This window comes from Atopostipes suicloacalis DSM 15692 (assembly GCF_900129085.1).
Classification (GTDB): domain Bacteria; phylum Bacillota; class Bacilli; order Lactobacillales; family Carnobacteriaceae_A; genus Atopostipes; species Atopostipes suicloacalis.
On the sequence record NZ_FQUF01000037.1, the window covers coordinates 1 to 20813 of the forward strand.

The 20813-nt window shown below is 35.4% G+C and carries 17 protein-coding genes; 16 read left to right on the plus strand and 1 reads right to left on the minus strand.

All coding sequences use genetic code 11. The features are described 5' to 3' along the window. The 10 genes from BUB96_RS09435 to BUB96_RS09480 all read left to right on the plus strand — a co-directional run. A partial coding sequence (locus tag BUB96_RS09435; protein WP_143274317.1) for an IS30 family transposase occupies positions 1-230 on the plus strand: 230 nt, incomplete at its 5' end. Between the two features lie 369 nt (positions 231-599). Continuing rightward, entirely contained in the window at positions 600-2651 is a 2052-nt protein-coding gene (recG, locus tag BUB96_RS09440; protein ID WP_073298594.1) for an ATP-dependent DNA helicase RecG, read from the plus strand. A gap of 54 nt (positions 2652-2705) precedes the next feature. Beyond that, positions 2706-3704: a phosphate acyltransferase PlsX gene (plsX, locus tag BUB96_RS09445; RefSeq protein ID WP_073298595.1), complete on the plus strand. Its 999-nt coding sequence runs from the start codon at positions 2706-2708 to the stop codon at positions 3702-3704. 206 nt (positions 3705-3910) lie between these two features. Next, positions 3911-4150 (plus strand): acyl carrier protein, encoded by a 240-nt coding sequence (gene acpP / locus BUB96_RS09450; protein WP_073298596.1) that lies wholly within the window; start codon positions 3911-3913, stop codon positions 4148-4150. 225 nt (positions 4151-4375) lie between these two features. Beyond that, positions 4376-5383 (plus strand): ABC transporter ATP-binding protein, encoded by a 1008-nt coding sequence (locus BUB96_RS09455; RefSeq protein ID WP_234945838.1) that lies wholly within the window; start codon positions 4376-4378, stop codon positions 5381-5383. Between the two features lie 2 nt (positions 5384-5385). Then, positions 5386-6375, plus strand: a complete 990-nt coding sequence (locus BUB96_RS09460) for an ATP-binding cassette domain-containing protein (RefSeq protein WP_073298597.1) — start codon at positions 5386-5388, stop codon at positions 6373-6375. A gap of 1 nt (position 6376) precedes the next feature. Beyond that, positions 6377-7339: an oligopeptide ABC transporter permease gene (gene opp4B / locus BUB96_RS09465; protein WP_073298598.1), complete on the plus strand. Its 963-nt coding sequence runs from the start codon at positions 6377-6379 to the stop codon at positions 7337-7339. Between the two features lie 33 nt (positions 7340-7372). Next, positions 7373-8344, plus strand: coding sequence for an ABC transporter permease (locus BUB96_RS09470; RefSeq protein WP_073298599.1), 972 nt, complete (start codon positions 7373-7375; stop codon positions 8342-8344). A gap of 31 nt (positions 8345-8375) precedes the next feature. Then, positions 8376-10208: an oligopeptide ABC transporter substrate-binding protein gene (locus BUB96_RS09475; protein WP_073298600.1), complete on the plus strand. Its 1833-nt coding sequence runs from the start codon at positions 8376-8378 to the stop codon at positions 10206-10208. 376 nt (positions 10209-10584) lie between these two features. After that, a complete protein-coding gene (locus tag BUB96_RS09480; protein WP_073298601.1) occupies positions 10585-11223 on the plus strand; it encodes a YczE/YyaS/YitT family protein in 639 nt (212 codons plus the stop codon). Between the two features lie 63 nt (positions 11224-11286). On the opposite strand, the gene BUB96_RS09485 is transcribed toward BUB96_RS09480, so the two are convergent. Beyond that, positions 11287-12102: a Cof-type HAD-IIB family hydrolase gene (locus BUB96_RS09485; RefSeq protein ID WP_073298602.1), complete on the minus strand. Its 816-nt coding sequence runs from the start codon at positions 12100-12102 to the stop codon at positions 11287-11289. A 104-nt stretch (positions 12103-12206) separates the two neighbouring features. Between BUB96_RS09485 and BUB96_RS09490 the strand changes: the two genes are divergently transcribed. The 6 genes from BUB96_RS09490 (at position 12207) to BUB96_RS09515 (ending at position 20715) form a co-directional block, all read left to right on the plus strand. After that, positions 12207-12974 carry a dienelactone hydrolase family protein gene (locus tag BUB96_RS09490; RefSeq protein WP_073298603.1) on the plus strand — a complete coding sequence of 256 codons (768 nt, stop codon included), beginning with the start codon at positions 12207-12209 and terminating at the stop codon, positions 12972-12974. 35 nt (positions 12975-13009) lie between these two features. Then, positions 13010-13348 carry a metal-sulfur cluster assembly factor gene (locus BUB96_RS09495; RefSeq protein ID WP_073298604.1) on the plus strand — a complete coding sequence of 113 codons (339 nt, stop codon included), beginning with the start codon at positions 13010-13012 and terminating at the stop codon, positions 13346-13348. A 121-nt stretch (positions 13349-13469) separates the two neighbouring features. Then, positions 13470-16829 carry a DNA polymerase III subunit alpha gene (gene dnaE / locus BUB96_RS09500; RefSeq protein ID WP_073298605.1) on the plus strand — a complete coding sequence of 1120 codons (3360 nt, stop codon included), beginning with the start codon at positions 13470-13472 and terminating at the stop codon, positions 16827-16829. 104 nt (positions 16830-16933) lie between these two features. Then, positions 16934-17896 carry a 6-phosphofructokinase gene (pfkA, locus tag BUB96_RS09505; RefSeq protein WP_073298606.1) on the plus strand — a complete coding sequence of 321 codons (963 nt, stop codon included), beginning with the start codon at positions 16934-16936 and terminating at the stop codon, positions 17894-17896. A gap of 59 nt (positions 17897-17955) precedes the next feature. Then, positions 17956-19713 carry a pyruvate kinase gene (gene pyk, locus BUB96_RS09510; protein WP_073298607.1) on the plus strand — a complete coding sequence of 586 codons (1758 nt, stop codon included), beginning with the start codon at positions 17956-17958 and terminating at the stop codon, positions 19711-19713. A 123-nt stretch (positions 19714-19836) separates the two neighbouring features. Beyond that, entirely contained in the window at positions 19837-20715 is an 879-nt protein-coding gene (locus BUB96_RS09515; RefSeq protein WP_073298608.1) for a S1-like domain-containing RNA-binding protein, read from the plus strand. The last annotated feature ends 98 nt before the right edge of the window (positions 20716-20813 follow it).

A 20813-nucleotide genomic window follows, 5' to 3' on the forward strand; every position in this document is an offset into this window, starting at 1 on the left:
ATTTTTGTCATCCTTACGCTTCTTTTGAACGAGGCACAAGCGAGAATCAGCACAAAATTATTCGTCGATTTCTACCTAAAAATCAATCGCTGAAAGATGTATCCGACACCCAAATTCAACGGATTCAACAATGGATGAATGATTATCCAAGAAGAATTTTAGACTATAAGACACCTCATCAAGCTTTTGTTCAAGAGTTGAAGAAATTGGACTTACCACTGGCTGCGTAATCTTTTCCTTGACATGGGGCCCTTATGGGCATGATGGACCCTGTGCGTTGTTTAGAGATGAATCTAAACAACACCACACATCCCCGCTATTGCGGGTATCATGCCCCTACCCATGTAAAGTAAAAGACAGTAAAACAATGTTCAATATAACTTTGTGAAATTCACAAAAATATTTTTTAGTAAGTGGCTAACTTAAACTTGAAATTCAGGGTTTAAAACAAAGAAAAAGCGAAGTTGTTCTTAAATGATTTAGATTGATTATGATATCTGATCAGCTAAAAAATAATAATGACGAACAGGTGAGTATTTAATGAATGATTAGATATTTTTCTGTTCGTTTTTTGTTATTTAAAGAGGGGAGGCGAGCATTTGGAAAAATTATTTAACGAATCTGTAACCGTATTAAATGGTGTCGGTGCTAAAAGGGCGGAAGCATTGAAAAAATTAGGCATTGAAACACTTTGGGATTTATTCACTTACTTCCCTTTTCGTTATGAGGATTTAACGGTTCAAGACATTGAAACGATAGAAGATCGGCAAAAAGTCGTTTTACAAGGGACGGCCATTGCACAAGCGCATGTACAATATTATGGCTACAAAAAGAGCCGATTATCTTTTCGAATAAATGTTGATCACGTGATTGTTCCTATTACCTTTTTTAATCAGCCTTATTTAGCTCAACAAATTGTAGAAGGTGAAGAGATAAAAGTCTTTGGGACTTGGGATGCTTCTAGAATGCAACTTTCTGGAATAAAGATTATTGGTGGAAGTACCGTCAATAAAAATGAAAAATTTGAACCTATTTATCATTCAAGCAAAGAAATCTCTCATGCAGTGATTAAAAAGCTTGTTGTACAAGCTTGGGATAAGTATCAAGGAGAGATACAAGAGGTTATTCCTGAAGAATTAATTTCAAAGTATCAATTAATCCCTATTAAAGAAGCCATTTATAATATGCATTTCCCTAAGAGCCCAGCCGTTATGGATACTGCAAGATCAACGATCGTTTTTATGGAATTTTTAATTTTCCAACTTAGGGTTCAATATCGTCGTTTACAGCATAAGAATATCGGCACAGGACAGGCTATTCATTATAATTTAGAACGCTTAAAGATTTTTTTCTCTTCTTTATCCTTTGAATTAACGAAGGCACAAAAAGAAGCTGTGAATGCTATATCAGCGGACATGAAGCGTCCTATTCAAATGTACCGTTTACTTCAAGGAGATGTGGGAAGCGGGAAAACAATTGTTGCTGCTGGAGCTATTGTGGCTGCTCAGTCGGCAAATGTTCAATCGGCTTTTATGGCTCCTACAGAAATTCTGGCGGAACAACACTTTCAAAGTTTACAAGCGATTTATAAAGACTTTGATATTAATGTCGTCTTGCTTACAAGTTCTACCTCTGCGAAAGAACGTCGAGAATTACTCATTGATTTAAAAAAAGGAAAAATAGATTGTGTAGTAGGGACTCATGCACTAATACAAGAGGATGTTATATTTAGCCATCTAGGATTAGTGGTTATTGATGAACAACATCGATTTGGAGTAAACCAACGGAAGGATTTAAGGGAAAAGGGTGAGCATCCAGACGTCTTGTTTATGACAGCGACTCCCATCCCTCGAACGCTATCTATGACGGCTTATGGGGAGATGGACGTTACAACAATCAATGAAATGCCCCCTGGAAGATTACCTATAAAAACGTATTGGATTCGAAAGAAGCAATTAAAAAATTTAATGAATACTATAATGAAAGAACTGAAAAAAGACTCTCAAATTTATGTAATCAGTCCTTTAATCGAAGAATCAGATGCCTTAGATTTAGAAAATGCAACAAGGCTTGCAGAGATTTATCGACAAACTTTCTCTCCAGCTTATCGGGTCGCTTTACTGCATGGGCGTATGCAAGCAATTGATAAAGAAGAAATTATGCAGCAATTTAAAAAGCATGAAATTGATATTTTAGTTTCAACGACGGTCATTGAGGTAGGTGTGGATGTTTCAAATGCGACAATGATGGTTATTCATGATGCAGATCGTTTTGGCTTAGCTCAACTTCACCAATTACGAGGGAGAGTTGGCCGAGGGCAAAAACAATCATATTGTATATTGGTTGCTGACCCTAAGGGAGAAAATGGGGTTAAACGGATGCAAATTATGACAGAATCTACAGATGGATTTAAGATTAGCCAAAAAGACTTAGAAATGCGGGGACCAGGAGAATACTTTGGAAAAAAACAATCAGGTCTGCCTGAATTTAAAGTAGCAGATATCGTAGAAGATGAATCTGTCTTAGAGGCTGCACGTTATGAAGCGGCAGATTTATTAATGGCAGAAACTTTTCTACAAAATGATGCTTATCATAATCTACGAACTTCAGTTGGGATTGAAGATGGGCGAATAAATGATATACTTGATTAGTATATTATGAGAAAAATATTTTTAAGTGATAAAGAAGGAATAGGAGTGAAAAAGTTGAGAATTGCTATTGATGCAATGGGTGGAGATGATGCTCCAAAGGTGATTGTAGAAGGAGTAATGTTAGCAGCTGAAGCATTTCCTGATACGACAATGGTTATGTATGGTCATCAAGATGAAATAAACAAATACTTAACAAAAAAATTATCGAATATTGAAGTCATTCATACGACTGAAAAAATTTCCGGGGATGATGATCCTGTTCGTTCGATTCGACGAAAAAAGGAAGCTTCTATGGTTTTAGCTGCTCAGTCTGTGAAGAATGGTGAAAATGATGCGTTGTTTTCAGCTGGGAATACAGGAGCCTTGTTAGCTGCAGGAACATTGATTGTTGGTAGAATACGAGGAATTGATCGCCCTGCTTTAATGTCTACAATTATGACATTGAATAAAGATAGAAATAAAATGCTTATATTAGATTTGGGAGCAAATGCGGATACTAAACCAGAAAATCTTAATCAGTATGCGACCATTGGCTCTTTTTATGCTCAATATGTCAACAAAGTAGACAAGCCAACCGTAGCCCTTTTAAATAACGGAACAGAAGATAATAAAGGAAATCAAGTCACTAAAGCTGCTTTTAATTTATTAAAAGATAATGAAACGATTGATTTTATTGGGAATACAGAAGCTAGAGACTTATTTTCTGGAGTAGCGGATGTTTTGGTTACAGATGGTTTTACAGGAAATGCAGTATTAAAATCGATGGAAGGTACAGCTCTAACCATTATGCAGCTACTAACTACCTCAATTAAAGAAGGTGGAATAAAAAATAAACTGGGTGGTCTTTTATTAAAAGATAGTTTAAAAGAGGTAGCAAATTCTTTAGACTACTCAAAATTTGGAGGCGCCATTTTATTTGGTGTAAAAGCGCCAGTGATGAAGACTCACGGGGCTACAAATGATGAAGCAGTCTTTCACACTCTAAAACAAACGCGTGAAATTTTGCAGTCAAACGTGATTGAAGATGTGGTTAAAAAATTTGAATCAAATTAATAATAAGTAAACAATTAGAGTTTGTTTTTAAAATGAGAATTATTTTAACCGGAAAACTGTGAAAACTATGGAAATTTGTTTAGAATTACGTTAGAATAATACCTATCAATATTTTTTAGTATGAATCTAAGATTAATTATTAAATTAACCGCAAATGAAAAATATTGCCTAGCTTAGAAAAATGTAGAGGTGAGGAGGTGGCTAGAATGACTGAACAAGAAATCTTTGAAAAAATTAAAGCCATTATTGTAGATAGACTTGGAGTTAGTGAAGACAAAATAACCTATGAAACAAGTTTCCAAGAAGATTTAGGGGCGGATTCACTAGATATTGTAGAACTCGTAATGGAAATGGAAGATGCATTCGATGAAGAAATATCTGATGAAACAGCAGAGCAAATAACCACTGTAGGAAAAGCAGTCGAATACATTAAAACAAAAATTTAAAGCATTTAAGTAAGTATAAAAAGCTAAAATATTCAAAAATGAAAACAAAATGAGAAAAAGACTTGATTTTTTAATAATATACTTTAATATAATACTTAGCTCGTAGGAAATACAGGCGAGTGGATTGGTTGCATTTTGATTTCAAGTTATTTCATTCATTAAAATTTTCTAATAGAATGCTTTTATAAAAACTTGACAGATAAAATGCATAGGAGGTTAATAATAGTGGCGACCAAAGAAACTTTATTAGAAATAAACAATTTAGAAGTTGGTTTCCGTTTTAGTGATGCATATCATAATGCAGTTGATGATGTATCGATCACTTTAAAAGAAAATGAAATACTTGCCATTGTAGGTGAGTCTGGTTCAGGGAAATCAACCTTAGCCACAGCGATAATTGGATTGCATGATCCAAATAATACACAAATAAAAGGTGAAATCTTATATAAAGGGTTAGATTTAACTAATTTAAATACTAAATTATATAACCGTATTCGCGGGAATGACATTGGGATGATTTTTCAAGATCCATTAGGCTCACTAAACCCAGTGATGCCAATTGGAAAACAGATTGAAGAATCATTAATTTACCATACAGATTTAAACGAAAAACAAAGACGTCAACGTGTACTTGAGCTACTTAATCAAGTAGGGATTCCTAATCCTGAACGTATAATTAAGCAATATCCGCATGAATTATCAGGTGGTATGCGTCAACGTATCGTCATTGCGATTGCACTGGCCAATAAACCGCCAATTATTATTGCGGATGAGCCGACAACCGCGCTAGATGTTACAATTCAAGCACAAATTTTAGATTTAATGAAAGATATTCAAGAAGAAACGAATTCGGGTATTATTCTAATTACCCATGACTTGGGTGTTGTGGCTGAAACTGCTGACCGTGTGGCTGTAATGTACGCAGGTCAAATTGTAGAAGAAGCACCTGTAGATGTATTGTTTACAGATCCAAAACATCCTTATACTCGTTCATTATTGAATTCAATTCCTCATGAACTAGAAGAAGGAGAAGATGACGAATTACACGTTATCCAAGGAACGGTACCATCATTGCAAAACTTACCTCGAACAGGGGATCGATTTAAAGATCGTATTCCATGGATCCCAGACGAAGCATTTGACGAAAATCCTCAGCTAGAGGAAATCGCTCCGAACCATAAAGTAAGAGGAAATAGTTGGAAACACTTCTACTTTGAAGGGGAGGAAGATTAGTCATGTCATTTTTAGAATTGAAAGATTTAAAAGTTCACTTCCCAATTCGCGGAGGAATCTTCAATACGATTCAAGACTGGGTTTATGCTGTTGATGGTGTAGATATGGTGATTGAAGAAGGAAAAACTTATGGCCTCGTTGGTGAATCTGGTTCAGGAAAAACGACGATTGGAAAAGCCATCATAGGGCTTGAAGAAGTTACAGGTGGAGATGTTGAATATGAAGGTGTTCAAGTAACCAACAAAGCAAGAAGTCGTAATGAACAATATCGAAATTATAACAAAGATATTCAAATGATTTTCCAAGACTCAACTTCTTCATTGAATCCCAAAAAACGTATCAGAGACATTATTGCAGAACCTATGCGTAATTACTTTGATTACACTGATAAAGAAGAAAAAGATGAAGTTATTCGTTTACTTGAGATTGTTGGTCTAAATGAAGATGCGATTTATCGCTATCCTCACGAATTCTCTGGAGGACAACGCCAACGTTTAGGTGTAGCTCGAGCTGTAGCAAGTAACCCGAAATTAATCATTGCGGATGAACCTACTTCAGCGTTAGATTTATCTGTACAAGCTCAAGTCTTAAACTTTATGAAACAAATTCAAAAAGAATATGGACTAAGTTATTTGTTTATTTCTCATGACTTAAGTGTCGTGAAACATATGGCTGACGATATTGCAATTATGCACCGTGGTCGGTTTGTTGAACGTGGATCAAAAGATAAAATTTTCAATAATCCACAACATATTTATACACGTCGCTTACTATCTGCTATTCCACAAATTGATCCGCTTAATCGTGAAGAACACAAGATTGAACGTCAAAAAGTTGAACAGGAATATCAAGAACAAGAGATCCATTATTATGATGAAAATGGACGAGTTTACGATTTAGAGTCCTTTGATGAAAACCATTGGGTCGCTTTAAATCCAAATGACTCATCATCTAAAACTCTTGTAGCAGATCAAGAAAAAGGGGGAAATTAACATGTGGAAAACGGTAGTACGTCGACTTCTAGTTATGATTCCTCAGATTATCATATTAAGTATGATTGTTTTTACAGTTGCGCATTTTATGCCGGGGGATCCATTTACAGGTCAACTGGATCCAAATATTGACCCACAACAACTAGATGCTTTAAGAGAAGCCGCAGGATGGAATGATCCACTACCTATTCAATACTTCAGATGGGTAGGAAATGTTTTCCAAGGCGACTTTGGTAAAAGTTACGCTCAACAAGTTCCTGTTACAACATTGATTGGAAGCCGTGCAGCAAATTCATTACGTTTAGGATTAGTTTCTACGTTCTTTACTTATGCAATTGCTTTGCCATTTGGGCTATTCGCAGGTCGATACAATGAAAGTTGGTTTGACCGTATTGTAATGGTCTATAGTTATGTAAGTTTTGCGATACCAACATTCGTATTAGCATTAATTATGGTGTATTTCTTTGGTTATAGATTAGGTTGGTTCCCGACAAGAGGTTCCGTAAGTTCCTCCTTAACCGCAGGAACGGGGGCTTATTATTGGGATATGTTTTACCGACTTCTCTTACCTGGCTTTACGGGTGGAGTATTAGGTACAGCTTCTACAATACAAACTTTACGTAATGAAGTGATTGATGCAAAGACACAAGATTATGTAAGAACAGCTAGATCAAAAGGTGTACCTGAAGGAAAAATCTATTCAAAACATATCTTTAGAAATGCATTTTTACCAATTGCATCATCTATCGGTTTTATTTTTTCAAGTTTATTAAATGGTTCAGTTTTTATCGAACGAATCTTTGCATTTAATGGGATGGGTGATTTATTTATCACATCAATAACAAGCCGTGATTATTCAGTGGTGATTACTCTTGTATTATTATATGGGGTCATTGCGATTATCGGCTCCCTTGTCTCTGATATTGTATTAAGCTTAGTAGACCCTCGCATTAGAATTGATTAAACATACGGAAAAATAAAGGACTGAGAAAAGATTATGAAAGAAAAAGAAGAACTCGAGAGACAATCAACAGTTGAAGTAGCTAGTGAGCAGCTAGAGGTTTCAACCCCACCAATGGGTTTTAAAGTGATCATTCGAGAATTTAAAAAAGATAAAGTTGCATTATTTGCCTTAACAATACTAGCGCTAATCTTAGTAACAACCTTAGCTTGGTACATAAAACTTGATGCAAGCCAAGTCATGGATGTGGACATTTTAAGAAACTTTGCAGAACCAGCTGATTTTAGTTGGGGCTTAGTGGCTGATGCTTGGAATGGAGAGAAATCTCTCATTTTTGGAGCAGATGAATATGGGCGTGACGTCTTTATGCAATTGTTCTTAGCCGCTGGTAATTCTATTTTAATCGCATTTGCCGTAACAACAATTATTGCTTTAATCGGAATTACTTTAGGTTTAATTGCTGGTTATTACGGTGGGCAAGTAGATAATGTGGTTATGCGTATCACGGATTTTGTTATGACTTTACCAACAACGATGATTATTATCGTCTTTTTAGTTGTGGTCCCTAAATATACAATAACATCATTCATTTTTATTATGAGTATTTTCGCTTGGACAGGATATACTCGAATTGTTCGAAGTAAGGCCCTCTCAGAATCTCGACTGGATTATATCAGTGCTTCTAAAACAATGGGGACGCCTACTTGGAAAATTATTTTGAATGAAATGTTACCTAACTTAACGTCACTGATTATGGTTCAATTAATCCTATCTTATGCAGGAAATATTGGACTTGAAACAGGCCTAACTTTCTTAGGTTTTGGTCTACCGGATCAAATACCAAGTTTAGGACGCCTAGTCAGTGCTGCAACAACTCCATTTAATTTGGAGAATAGACCTTGGGTTTGGCTCCCAGCATCAACTTTAATCCTAGTGTTGATGTTGTGTATAAACTACGTCGGACAAGCATTAAAACGTTCGTTAGACGCTAAACAAAGACTGGGATAAAATATACCTATAATAAAAGGGGAGAAATCATATGTCACTTAAAAGAAAATATGGACTATTAGCTAGTTCCGCAGCAGTAGCTTTGCTACTTGCAGCATGTGGCGGAGATACAGGAAGTGAAGATACGGGTACAGATAACGGTGGAGATTCTGCCGAAGTAGAAAATGGGGATACAGGAAGCGATATTCCTGAATTTGATGCGGTAGTTGAAAATGAAGGAGACCCTATTGATGGTGGTACTTTACGTATTGCTATGGTCGCAGATTCAGCATTCCCAGGAATTTTCAGTACAGAATTCTATGGAATTAACCTAGATTCTCAATTAATGGGGCCTATGTTAGGAGATCTTCTACGTCAAAATGATGAATATCAATGGTCTGACGGTGCTGCAAGCATGGAATACGATGAAGAAGAAAATAAAGTAACCATTACTTTACAAGACGGCGTAAAGTGGCATGATGGAGAAGATGTTACTGTAGACGACATTGTGTTTACACATGAGATTGTTGGACATCCTGATTACGATGGCGTGCGTTATAGTGAAGCACTTCAATCTATAGAAGGTATGCCAGAATACCATGATGGCGAAGCAGACAGCATTTCTGGACTAAATGTAGTGGATGATCATACATTAGAGATTCAATATACAGAACCTCAAGGACCTGCTATCTTACAAGCTGGTGGTGGAGTTTGGGCATATGCAGCTCCTCGTCATTACTATGGAGATTTACCAATCGAAGACATTGAATCATCAGAACAAGTTCGTGAAAAACCAATCGGCTTTGGACCTTATAAAGTTGCAAACATTGTTCCGGGTGAATCTGTAGAATATGAAGCGTTTGAAGATTACTTCGAAGGTGCGCCAAAAATTGATAAAATTATTGTAGAACGTGTTCCGACTTCAGGAGTTGTCGAAGCATTAAAATCTGGTGAATTCGATGTTACTTGGGGAATGCCATCAAACCTATATGATTCATTTGATGAAGGAATTCCAGGATACACTACTTTAGGAACTCCAGGTCAATCTTATGACTACTTATCTTTCAAAGTTGGAAAATGGGACGGTAAGAAGAACGTTTATGACCCAGATTCAAAAATGGCAGATAAGAGCTTACGTCAAGCAATGGCTTACGCGTTAGATATTGATGCTGTTGGAGCAGAGTTCTATAACGGTTTACGTTACAGAGCAACTTCTCATATTGTTCCTAACTTTGGTGATTTCTTTGATTCAGATCTTGAAGGATACCCACATGATCTTGATAAAGCAAATGAATTATTAGATGAAGCAGGCTATGAAGACGTTGATGGAGACGGAATACGTGAAGATCCAAATGGAGATCCATTAACCATTAACTATGCTGCACGTGCTAACTCAGACGCAGCAGAACCAATTGCTTTATACTTCCTCCAAGCATGGAAAGAAATTGGTTTAGATGTTCAATTATTAGAAGGACGTCTACACGAAACAAACTCTTTCTATGATCGTGTTCAAGCAGATGACCCAGAAATTGATGTTCATGAAGGTGGATGGGGTGTTGGTTCAGATCCTACTCCAGATGGGTTATATGGAGAAACAGCAGCATTTAACTTCCCTCGTTTCGTAAGTGATGAAAATAATGCTTATATGGATGACATGCTTTCACAAAAAGGATTTGATACAGATTGGCGTTTAGATGTATTCCACGAATGGCAAGAATATTTCATGGATGAAGCAGTATCCATTCCTACATTCTGGAGAACAGAATTACAATTGGTTAATGACCGTGTATCTAACTGGTCTCATGATGAAGTTCCAGGTGCAGATCCTGCAACTTACGGCTGGCATTCAATTGAATTGTTAGCAGATGAACCATTAACTGACTAATTGAAATAACTATTTGCATTAAATGATTTCGCTTAAAATCTTTAATTGCTCAATAACGAAAAGACTTCGATTTAGATATCGAAGTCTTTTTTGACTTTCTAATTTAATCTCTCTAAAATTTAAGGGTATTTTATTAAATCCTTATTAATCAGATAGGAAAAACTTTGAAAATTGGAAATACTAGACATTTTCTAGGATAATGTCTAGTAAGTACAAAATACGAGACATTTTCAAGAAAATGTCTCGTAAATCAAAAATACAATCAAAGTAACTTAATTATAAACACTTTTAAAGATATTTATGTTATTGTTATTTAGGAATTAAAAATATAATTTACAATATAGAGTGTAAAGCGTACTGTGAAAGGGAAAAGAATATGTCAATTCAATGGAAAAAATTTATCACTCGTTCGTTAATCTCCATTATTGGAATTACTTTTATAAGTTTTGGCGCAGCTTTAAGTGAGACAATGGCTATGGGATTGGATCCATTTACTGCTTTAAATCGTGGAGTTTCTTCTTTATTAGGGGTTAGTTTAGGAAATTATCAACTAATCGTAAATTTATTGAGTTTAACGGTTATTTTCTTTTTGAAACGTTCCTTAATTGGTTGGGGTTCTGTGTATAACATGATTTTAATCGGATATCAAATCGATTTTTTTAATCAACTATTTAGTCAATTTTTTCAAACAGACAATTTTAGCTTACTCATGCGAATTATGATTACAGTTGTTGCCATTTTGATTTTTTCTCTAGGAGTAGCGATTTATATGGATATTCAATTAGGTGTATCCCCCTATGATGCAATTGCCCCTTTAATTGCTGATAAAACAGGCTGGCGTTACACACCCGTAAGAATTGGACAAGATATTTTAGTTGTTACTGCTGCTTTTTTATTGAATGGACCGGTAGGAATTTCTACCGTAATTACTGGCTTCTTTGCGGGTCCCTTGATTACAATGTTCTCAGATAAAATTTCTAAACCCGCTATCGAACAACTAACCACTACGGATTAAAAAAACTTCTGAATAAACGAATAACCCCCTCCTATTCATCGACAGAATAGAAGGGGGTTAAATTTATAGGTTAAAATATTCCGTTAAATATTTGGCTAAACCATGTTCATGGTTTGTATAGTTGGTAACATCATCAGCCACTTCCTTAAGGCCATTAATTCCATTTTTCATCACAACACCTAAGCCCGCATATTGAATCATTTCAAAATCATTGGCTTCGTCTCCAAAAGCAATTATATTATCTTGTGAAATATTATAATATTTTGCAATTTCCTCAACACCCATAGCTTTCTGGATACCTGCAGCAACAATCTCTAAAGTTGGAGTAGGGCCGCCCCACGTACGAACTTCAACTTCATCTCCATAATGTTCAATAATTCGGTCTTGTATAAAGGGAATAAAATATTCTTCAGCGGTAAAGACATTCACTGAAGTAGGAGATTCTTGCAAATTTTCTTTACTGAAAGGAATAGTTGGAACATTTTTAATAGGTGAACCTGTACTATACGTATCTTCAGCCGCTCGATCAACGTAAATATGGTCTTGGGATTCAGCTGAAATCAGTTTTACTATAGGAAATCTACTTAATGGGAGTAAAGATAAAGCAATTTCTCTATCCAACCGTTTATGATAGCCATTTTCCCAGTTATAATTATTCGGATGATGGCACCAAGCCCCATTAAAGTTAACTATTGGAGTATCTAGTCTTAATTGTTTATAAAATTGTTGACTTGTTCGAAAAGGTCGACCGGTAGCAATCGAAACAACATGTCCTTGTTCAATAACTTTCCTTATTGCTGATTCTGTTTCCTGAGCTATTTGTGAGTCGTTGTTTAGTGTAGTCCCATCTAAATCAATTGCAACTAATTTTCTATCCATAGTATATTAGAATCTCACTTTCTTTAAGTATTGGTAAAAGTACGTTTCTATATTGTATATTGTAACAAATATTTAGTATAATTTATATAAAGGAGATAAAAATAATGATTACTTTAAAACACGACATTGTGTCAGATGTTCCATTAATTGAGTTATTTGAAGAAGGTAAAGAAAACGAACAATTACCTGTAGTCGTATTTTACCATGGCTGGGAGAGCAGAAAAGAGCGTGTTCTTGAATATGGCTATTATTTAGCAGAAAACGGCTTTCGAGCTTTATTACCAGAAGCATTAAATCATGGTGAGCGTAAAATAGAGAAAAATGCTGCACAAGATCCTATGAATTTTTGGGAAATTGTTTCTAAAAATGTGCAAGAACTACCAGATATCTTAGATGAGTACATAAAAACAAATAAAATAGATGCTGAAAGAATTGGTATTTCTGGTTTATCTATGGGTGGAATTACTACGAATGCCGCTTTGACTCAATATGACTGGATAAAATCTGCAGCAGTCCTTATGGGAACTCCCTCACCAATTGCCTTTACAGAATGGTTACTTAAAAATTATAAAATAAATGGTTCATCCGCTTATGAATTTTTAGATCAAGAGTTAATCAATTTACGATTAAAAGAGTTAGAACCTATCTCACTTGATTTACAACCTGAAAAAATAGCCAATCGCCCGCTTTATATTTGGCATGGAGAAGCCGATCCAATTGTACCGACTCATTTAACACATTCATTTTTTGAAGAGGTAGCTAAAGAACCTTACGGAAAAAATATAGAGCTGGAATTTTCTGAAAAAGTGGGTCATGAAGTTCCACAAGAAATAATTTTTAAAATGGTAGAACACTTTTTAAAACGCCTATAGAATGTGGTATAGTATTAGGGCGAGGAGGAGAAAATATGGCGGATGAATCCCCTAAAGTAAACATTGAAAATGAAGAATTACAAAAGAAAATTATTGAACATTTAGAGACAGTGATCGATCCAGAGTTAGGAATTGATATTGTTAATCTTGGATTAGTTTATGAGGTCAATTTATTCGAAGATGGTTTATGCGAAGTTCAAATCACTTTAACAACGATGGGCTGTCCTTTTGGAGACGTCATAGAAGGAGATATCATTGGAGCTTTAAGCTCAATACCAGAAATAAAAGAAACAATTGTAAAACTCATTTGGTATCCTGCTTGGGATCCTTCTCGTATGAGTCGTTATGCAAGGATTGCTTTAGGAATACGTTAATAGATTATCTAAGACCTCTGTGCATAAATTTGAGGTCTTTTAAAATGTTTCTATAGAGATTTAATTCGAAAAGTTTTAAGAAGTAATAAATAGTTGGATACTAAAGAAGAGGGGTGAAAAAGTGTCATTTATACAGCTTCAAGTAACCAGTACCCATTCATTGATGGAAAGTACATTAACTATTCAAGAATTAATAAAAAAAGCTAAACAAGAAGGATATGAAGCTTTAGCTTTAACAGATCATAATGTTTTATATGGTGCAATTGAATTTTATGAAATGGCTCTGAAAAATAATATTAAACCAATCATTGGGTTAACCCTTGATGTAGAAGGTTTCATTATGAAAAATGAATCTTATCCCTTACTGCTGTTAGCTAAAAATTTTGAAGGCTACCAAGCCCTTATTCAATTATCTTCAATGTATCAATTGAACGATCAAAATGCGGTTCCCTTAGCAGAGATTATCGTCAGAAATGAACATTTAATTGTGATATCTCCTGGAGATCAAGGAGAAATTATTTCGTTGCTTCAGAATAAACGAATAGCTGAAGCCCAAGAAGTGCTTCAATATTTTAAAGAAAATATAAAGGATTTTTACTTAGGCATTTCTTTGCAAGATTCTTCAGAAGAATCCTTATCTTTTTATAAACAAAATCGAGAAAATTTAGTGGCCCTCGGTAATGTACAATATTTAGAGCCAAAAGATGCTCTCCCTACAAAAATTTTACAAGTTCTAAAATCGGATATGCCTTTAGGTTCAGAAAATCAAGCACGGATTAACCAGTTTTTATCGGAAAATGATAGAGATTACTCATTGAAATCTCCAGATGAGGTAGTTCAACAATTTAGTGCCGTTGATTTAGAAGAGGCTTGTCAAGCTACGAAGATAATCGCTGAGAATATAAATCTTAAATTAGCATTAAATGAACATATTATGCCTACATATCCTGTCCCTGAAGGAAAAAACTCTGCTCAATATTTAAAAGCCTTATGCGATGAAGCACTTGAACAGCGAGTGGAAGAAGTTACGGAAGCATATGTTGAGCGATTAGAGAAAGAATTAAAAGTCATAACAACGATGGGTTTTTCTGATTATTTCTTAATTGTATGGGATATTATCCGATATGCGCATCGACAAAAGATTTATACAGGGTCTGGTCGAGGGTCAGCTGCTGGTTCGTTGGTTGCTTATTTATTAAAGATTACAAATGTTGATCCTATTCAATATAATTTATTGTTTGAGCGTTTTTTAAATGAAGAGCGTTATACGATGCCAGATATTGATCTAGATTTTCCTGATAATCGTCGGGAAGAAATTCTAACTTATATTTATGATAAATATGGAAGAAAGAACGTAGCGCAAATTGGGACGATAGGTACTTATGGAGCAAAGTCTGCCGTAAGAGATGTGGCGCGTGTATTAGGAGCTTCACAAGAGGAAATTAAACGATGGGCGAAAGCGATCCCTAGTGGACCAAATGTATCGTTAGAAAATGGAATTAAAAATCAAGACTTACAAAATTTAATTCGTGAAAACGCACGAAACCAAAAGATTTATGAAATAGCTAAAAGTATTGAAGGTAGAAATCGACATATTTCTACCCATGCAGCGGCAGTTGTTATTGCGGATCACCCAGTTATTGAGCAAACGCCCTTGCAAAAGGGGAGTGGAAGTATTCACTTAACCCAATATACAATGGAAGCGGTAGAAAAAGTTGGTCTATTAAAACTAGATATTTTAGGCTTACGCAATTTATCTATTCTAGCAGATTGTATTCGATTTATTCCTTATGAAAACAAAGGAGAAAAAATAGATATTGATCAGATCCCTTTTGATGACCAAAAAACATTGGAGATCTTTCGAAAAGGAAATACAGATGGGGTCTTTCAATTTGAATCTGCCGGAATTAGACGAGTGCTCAGAAAACTACAACCAAATTCCTTTGAAGATGTTGTGGCAGTGAATGCTTTATATCGTCCAGGCCCTATGGAACAAATCGATACGTTTATTCGTCGAAAAAATGGAGAAGAACCGATTAAATATCCGCACGATGATTTGAAAGATATTTTAGGTATAACTTATGGGGTTATGGTTTACCAAGAGCAAGTTATGCAAGTGGCTTCGATAATGGCAGGTTATACATTGAACGAAGCAGATATTTTGAGAAGAGCTATTTCTAAAAAAAGCCACAAAGAAATAGAAAAGGGACGGCAACAATTTGTTCAAGGCTCAATAGAAAATAATTATTCGAAAGAAACAGCTCTAGAAGTATATGGTTATATTGAACGTTTTGCAGATTATGGATTTAATCGATCCCATGCAGTGGCTTATTCAAAAGTTGCTTATCAATTAGCCTATATTAAAGCAAATTATCCTGCGAGTTTTTTTGCCGCCATTATGAAAGCTTCCAACAAAGATAAAATAAAAACCTATAGAACAGAATCCAAACAATATGGTGTTGAATTATTGGCTCCGGATATTAATAAAAGTTATTCCTCTTTTACTGTTGAAAGAGGTAAAATACGTTTTGGTTTAGACATTATCAAGGGTTTGCCAAAAAATTTTGTTCGAGAAATTATTAAAGAGCGTAGGAACAATGGCGATTATGTCAATATCGTTAATTTTTTAAACCGAATAGACGAAAAATGGTTAAATAAAGAAATTATCTTTCCTTTGATAAATAGTGGCGCTTTCGATAAACTTAAAGAGAATAGAAACTCACTGATTCATTCACTTCCAAGTATTATAGACAGTATAAAAATGAGTCATGGAAATGTAGAGTTGTTTGATATTTTTGCACCGGTAATTGAACAAAAAACTGAAATATCGGACGAAGAAAAAATGAAGCAAGAGTATGAAGCAACTGATTTTTACTTTACTTCCGAACCAGGAGAAAAGTATAATGAATTACGAAAAGACCAAACAATCAAATATTTAACAGATATTTCAAAGGATACTTATGTTAGACTGTTAGTAACGGTTGAAAACATTAAAAATATCCAAACCAAAAAAGGACAACCGATGTCCTTTGTCGATGTAGCAGACAGCACTGGAAAAGGGAACTTAACACTTTTCCCAAATGTTCATCGACAATATATACAAAAATTTGACCAAGGGGATACTATCCTTATCGATGGGAAAGTAGAACAAACTAAATACCCTGCGAAAATTATTGTTAACAAGCTAGCTCTTGCGGATGATTTATTAGATGAACCATCTAAACAGCTAGAACACTCGAATGAGAAGAAGCAAGTTCTTTATATCCGGTTTGAATCCTTGAAATCCGAACAAAAGAAGTTTTATGCTTTGCAAGAGATCTTACTTCAGAATAGAGGGCAAACGCCGGTTATTCTTTATGATCAAGAAACGAAAGAGCAAAAACCGTTTAAACAAAACTATAATGTAAAAGTAAATGTCCAAATATTAGAACAGTTAAATAAAATGTTTGGAGAGCAAAATATTGTACTCAAAAATTCTTAAATTAAATAAAAGTGTTAAGTTTCAAGACTTTATGTAAAATAAATGATAGAATATCTAATGAATAGTTTTTAAATTTTAAGAAAGTATAATAAGGTGGTTAAGATATGAAAAGAATTGGCGTAATGACAAGTGGCGGTGACGCTCCAGGAATGAACGCCGCGGTTAGAGCGGTCGTTCGGCGTGGAGAATCATTAGGGGTTGAAGTTTATGCAATTACTAATGGGTATAAAGGATTAGTAGAAGGAGAAATTCATCGACTAACTTCTAATGATGTTGGAGGGATTTTAAACCGTGGAGGAACGATGTTGTTCTCAGCGCGTTACCCAGAATTCAAAGAAAAAGAAGGACAACTTAAAGGGGTAGAACAGCTTAAAAAACATGGAATTGAAGGAGTTGTTGTTATCGGAGGAGATGGATCTTTCCGAGGAGCACAATCTCTATCCAATCATGGATTCCCTACAATCGGTGTTCCAGGAACCATTGACAATGACATCGCAGGAACGGATTATACTTTAGGCTTTGATACAACAGTGAATACAGTGGTTGAAGCCTTAGATCGTGTTCGCGATACAGCAGGTTCACATGGTCGAGTCCTTGTTGTAGAAGTTATGGGAAGAGATGCGGGAGATATCGCTATTTGGAGTGGATTAAGTAGTGGGGCAGAAGCTATCGTAATCCCTGAGAAACCATTTGATATCAATCAAATTATAAAAGACTTAAAAGATGGATTTGCAGAAGGTAAAAACCAAGGATTGATAGTTTTAGCTGAAGGAGTCATGCCAGCAGCTGAATTAGTTCGACAAATCCAAGAAGTTGATCACACATTTAATATTCGAGAAGTTGTATTAGGTCATATTCAACGTGGTGGACAGCCAACTGCGAGAGATCGCGTGTTAGGTAGTTCATTTGGTGCAAGAGCAGTAGAATTATTAACCGAAGGAAAAACAGGTTTATGTGTAGAAGTTGTTGATGAAGAAATTGTTACTAATAAATTTGACGATATCTTTAATAATCTTAAACACGAACCTAAACTTCATTTACATGAATTAAATAAGTTCTTAATCTAATTATATTAATTAATTTTTATAAAAAAACACTATTTATATAAAGGAAGGGTAACTCTCACATGAAAAAAACAAAAATAGTTTGTACGATTGGTCCAGCAAGTGAATCACCAGAAATTTTAGAACAATTAATCGAAGCAGGAATGAACGTCGCTCGATTGAATTTCTCACACGGAGATCATGAGGAACACTTAGTAAGAATTAAAAGAATTCGTGAAATTTCTGAAAAATTAGGACAACCAGTAGGGATCATGCTAGACACGAAAGGCCCAGAAATACGTACACATAAAATGGCAGAAGATGTTGTACACATTACAAAAGGGGATACTGTTCGTGTTTCAATGAAAGAAGTATCTGGAACAAAAGAAAAATTCTCTGTTTCTTATGGACACTTAATCCATGACGTTGAAGTAGGTATGCAAATATTATTAGATGATGGTCTAATTGAGTTACAAATTAAAGAACTAGACTTTGATAACGATGAAATTGTAACAACTGCATTAAATACCGGTGTTCTTAAAGATAATAAGGGAGTAAACGTTCCTGGAGCTTCATTAAACTTACCAGGTTTAACAGATAAAGACCGTTCAGACATCCTATTCGGTTTAGAAAATGGTATTAACTTTATTGCGGCGTCATTTGTTCGTCGTACAAGCGATGTTTTAGAAATTAAAGAAATTTTAGAAGAAAATAATAGTTTGAATGTTCAAATTATCCCTAAAATTGAAAACCAAGAAGGTGTTGATAATTTAGACGAAATTATCTCTGTATCTGATGGTTTAATGGTTGCTCGTGGAGACTTAGGTGTAGAAATTCCTGTAGAAGAAGTACCAATCGTTCAAAAACAAATGATTGATAAATGCCGAAGTGCAGGTAAACCAGTAATTACAGCTACACAAATGCTAGATTCTATGCAACAAAACCCTCGTCCAACACGTGCAGAAGCATCAGACGTTGCAAATGCAATTTTTGATGGAACAGATGCTATTATGCTTTCTGGCGAAACAGCTGCCGGATCATATCCAGTAGAAGCTGTTCGTACGATGAGTAATATTGCTGTCCGTACAGAAATGTCTCTAATCGATCAAGATGCTTATGCTTTGAGAGCCTTTGATCAATCAGATACTACAGAAGCTATCGGTCAAGCAGTAGGTCATACAGCTAAAAACCTAAATATTGGTACCATTGTAGCAGCAACAGAATCAGGACATACTGCTCGTATGATTTCTAAATACCGTCCTAAAGCAGATATTGTTGCGATGACTTTCTCAAAAGAAGCTGCTTTAAACTTAACCTTAAAGTGGGGCGTACAACCTTATGTTGCTGAAAAACCTGAATCAACAGATGACATGTTTAATGTAGCAGCTCGTTTTGTTGTTGAAGAAGGTTTTGCTAAAGAAGGAGACTTAATCCTTATTACAGCAGGTGTTCCAGTTGGTGAAAGTGGAACAACGAACTTAATGAAAATTCAAATGATTGGTTCTAAACTTGTTCAAGGACAAGGTGTCGGAAGTGACACAGTTATTGGTCGCGCCATTGTTGCAAACACAGCAGATGAAGCTGTGAGAAATATGGTAGAAGATGCTATCTTAGTTGTGAAAACAACGGATAAAGACTACCTCTCTGCCATTGAAAAAGCATCCGCAATTGTTGTCGAACAAGGTGGATTGACTTCACATGCTGCAGTTGTTGGAATTGCAATGGGTATTCCAGTCGTTGTTGCTGCTGAATCAGCTACAGAGCTTATTGAAAATGGTGAATTAATTACCGTAGACAGTCGTCGTGGAATTGTTTACCGTGGTGAAACAACAGCAATTTAACCTAATGATGAAACTTTGAGTGATTAAGGACTTTGCACATTAAATATGCAAGGTCCTTTCTTTCATTCAAGGACAATCAAGGTTATAATAAAGTAGAAAATATTAGGAACAAGGAGCATACCAATGAATAATATACTGGGTACAATTACTACTGCGATGGTTATTGACAAAAATCAGACCAACTTATTTGCTCAAAAAGAAGGGGTCACCTTTAAAGTTTTAGATGAAGAAGTTAGTGCTTTTGATATTGGAGATGTAATCGAAGGATTTTGCTATATCAATAAAAAAGATGAATATGTACTGATGACTAAAATTCCTTCTATTTATGAAGGAGTGTATGATTGGGGAGAAGTTGTCGAAGTACAACGTGAATTAGGTGTATTTGTTGATGTGGGTTGGACGGAAAAAGATTTAGCCGTTTCTCTGGATGATTTACCGGTATTTACAAATGTTTGGCCAAGAAAAGGAGATCGGCTTTTTCTGACTGTAAGAACGGATCAGAAAAACAGAATGTGGGGTCAATTAGCTCAAATTGATGATGTAATTCAAAAGGCAACAGAAGGTCATTCAGAAATGCATAATGAAAATATTGAAGGAACTGTAATTAGTTCGTTAAAAGCAGGAAGTTATCTGTATCTAGATAACGACTGTGTTGGGTTTGTTCATCCAAACGAAAGAGATCGCGAACCTAGACTCGGAGAAGCTGTCAGCGGAAGAGTTATTGGTGTTCGAGAGGATGGCGTTCTTTATGTTTCTTTATTACCACGAGCGTATGAAGCATTAGATGACGATGCTGCTATGATTTTCACATTATTAAAACGTTCTTCAAACCATCGAATTCCTTATCATGATAAAAGTGACCCAGAGGATATTAAAGAATACTTTGGTATTTCAAAAGGTCAATTTAAACGTGCCGTTGGTCGATTAATGAAACAAAGATTAGTTCTTCAGGACAAAGACGGAACCTATCTAACAAAAGACGGGCTCGAAAGAGAATTGTAATCATTTATCGTTTTTCGGCAGAAGACTCTCACTTCTAAGCAAAGCAAAAGTGGAAGATGAATGCCGATTGAGCGTCAGCTCAAAGGCCTTTCGTTTCT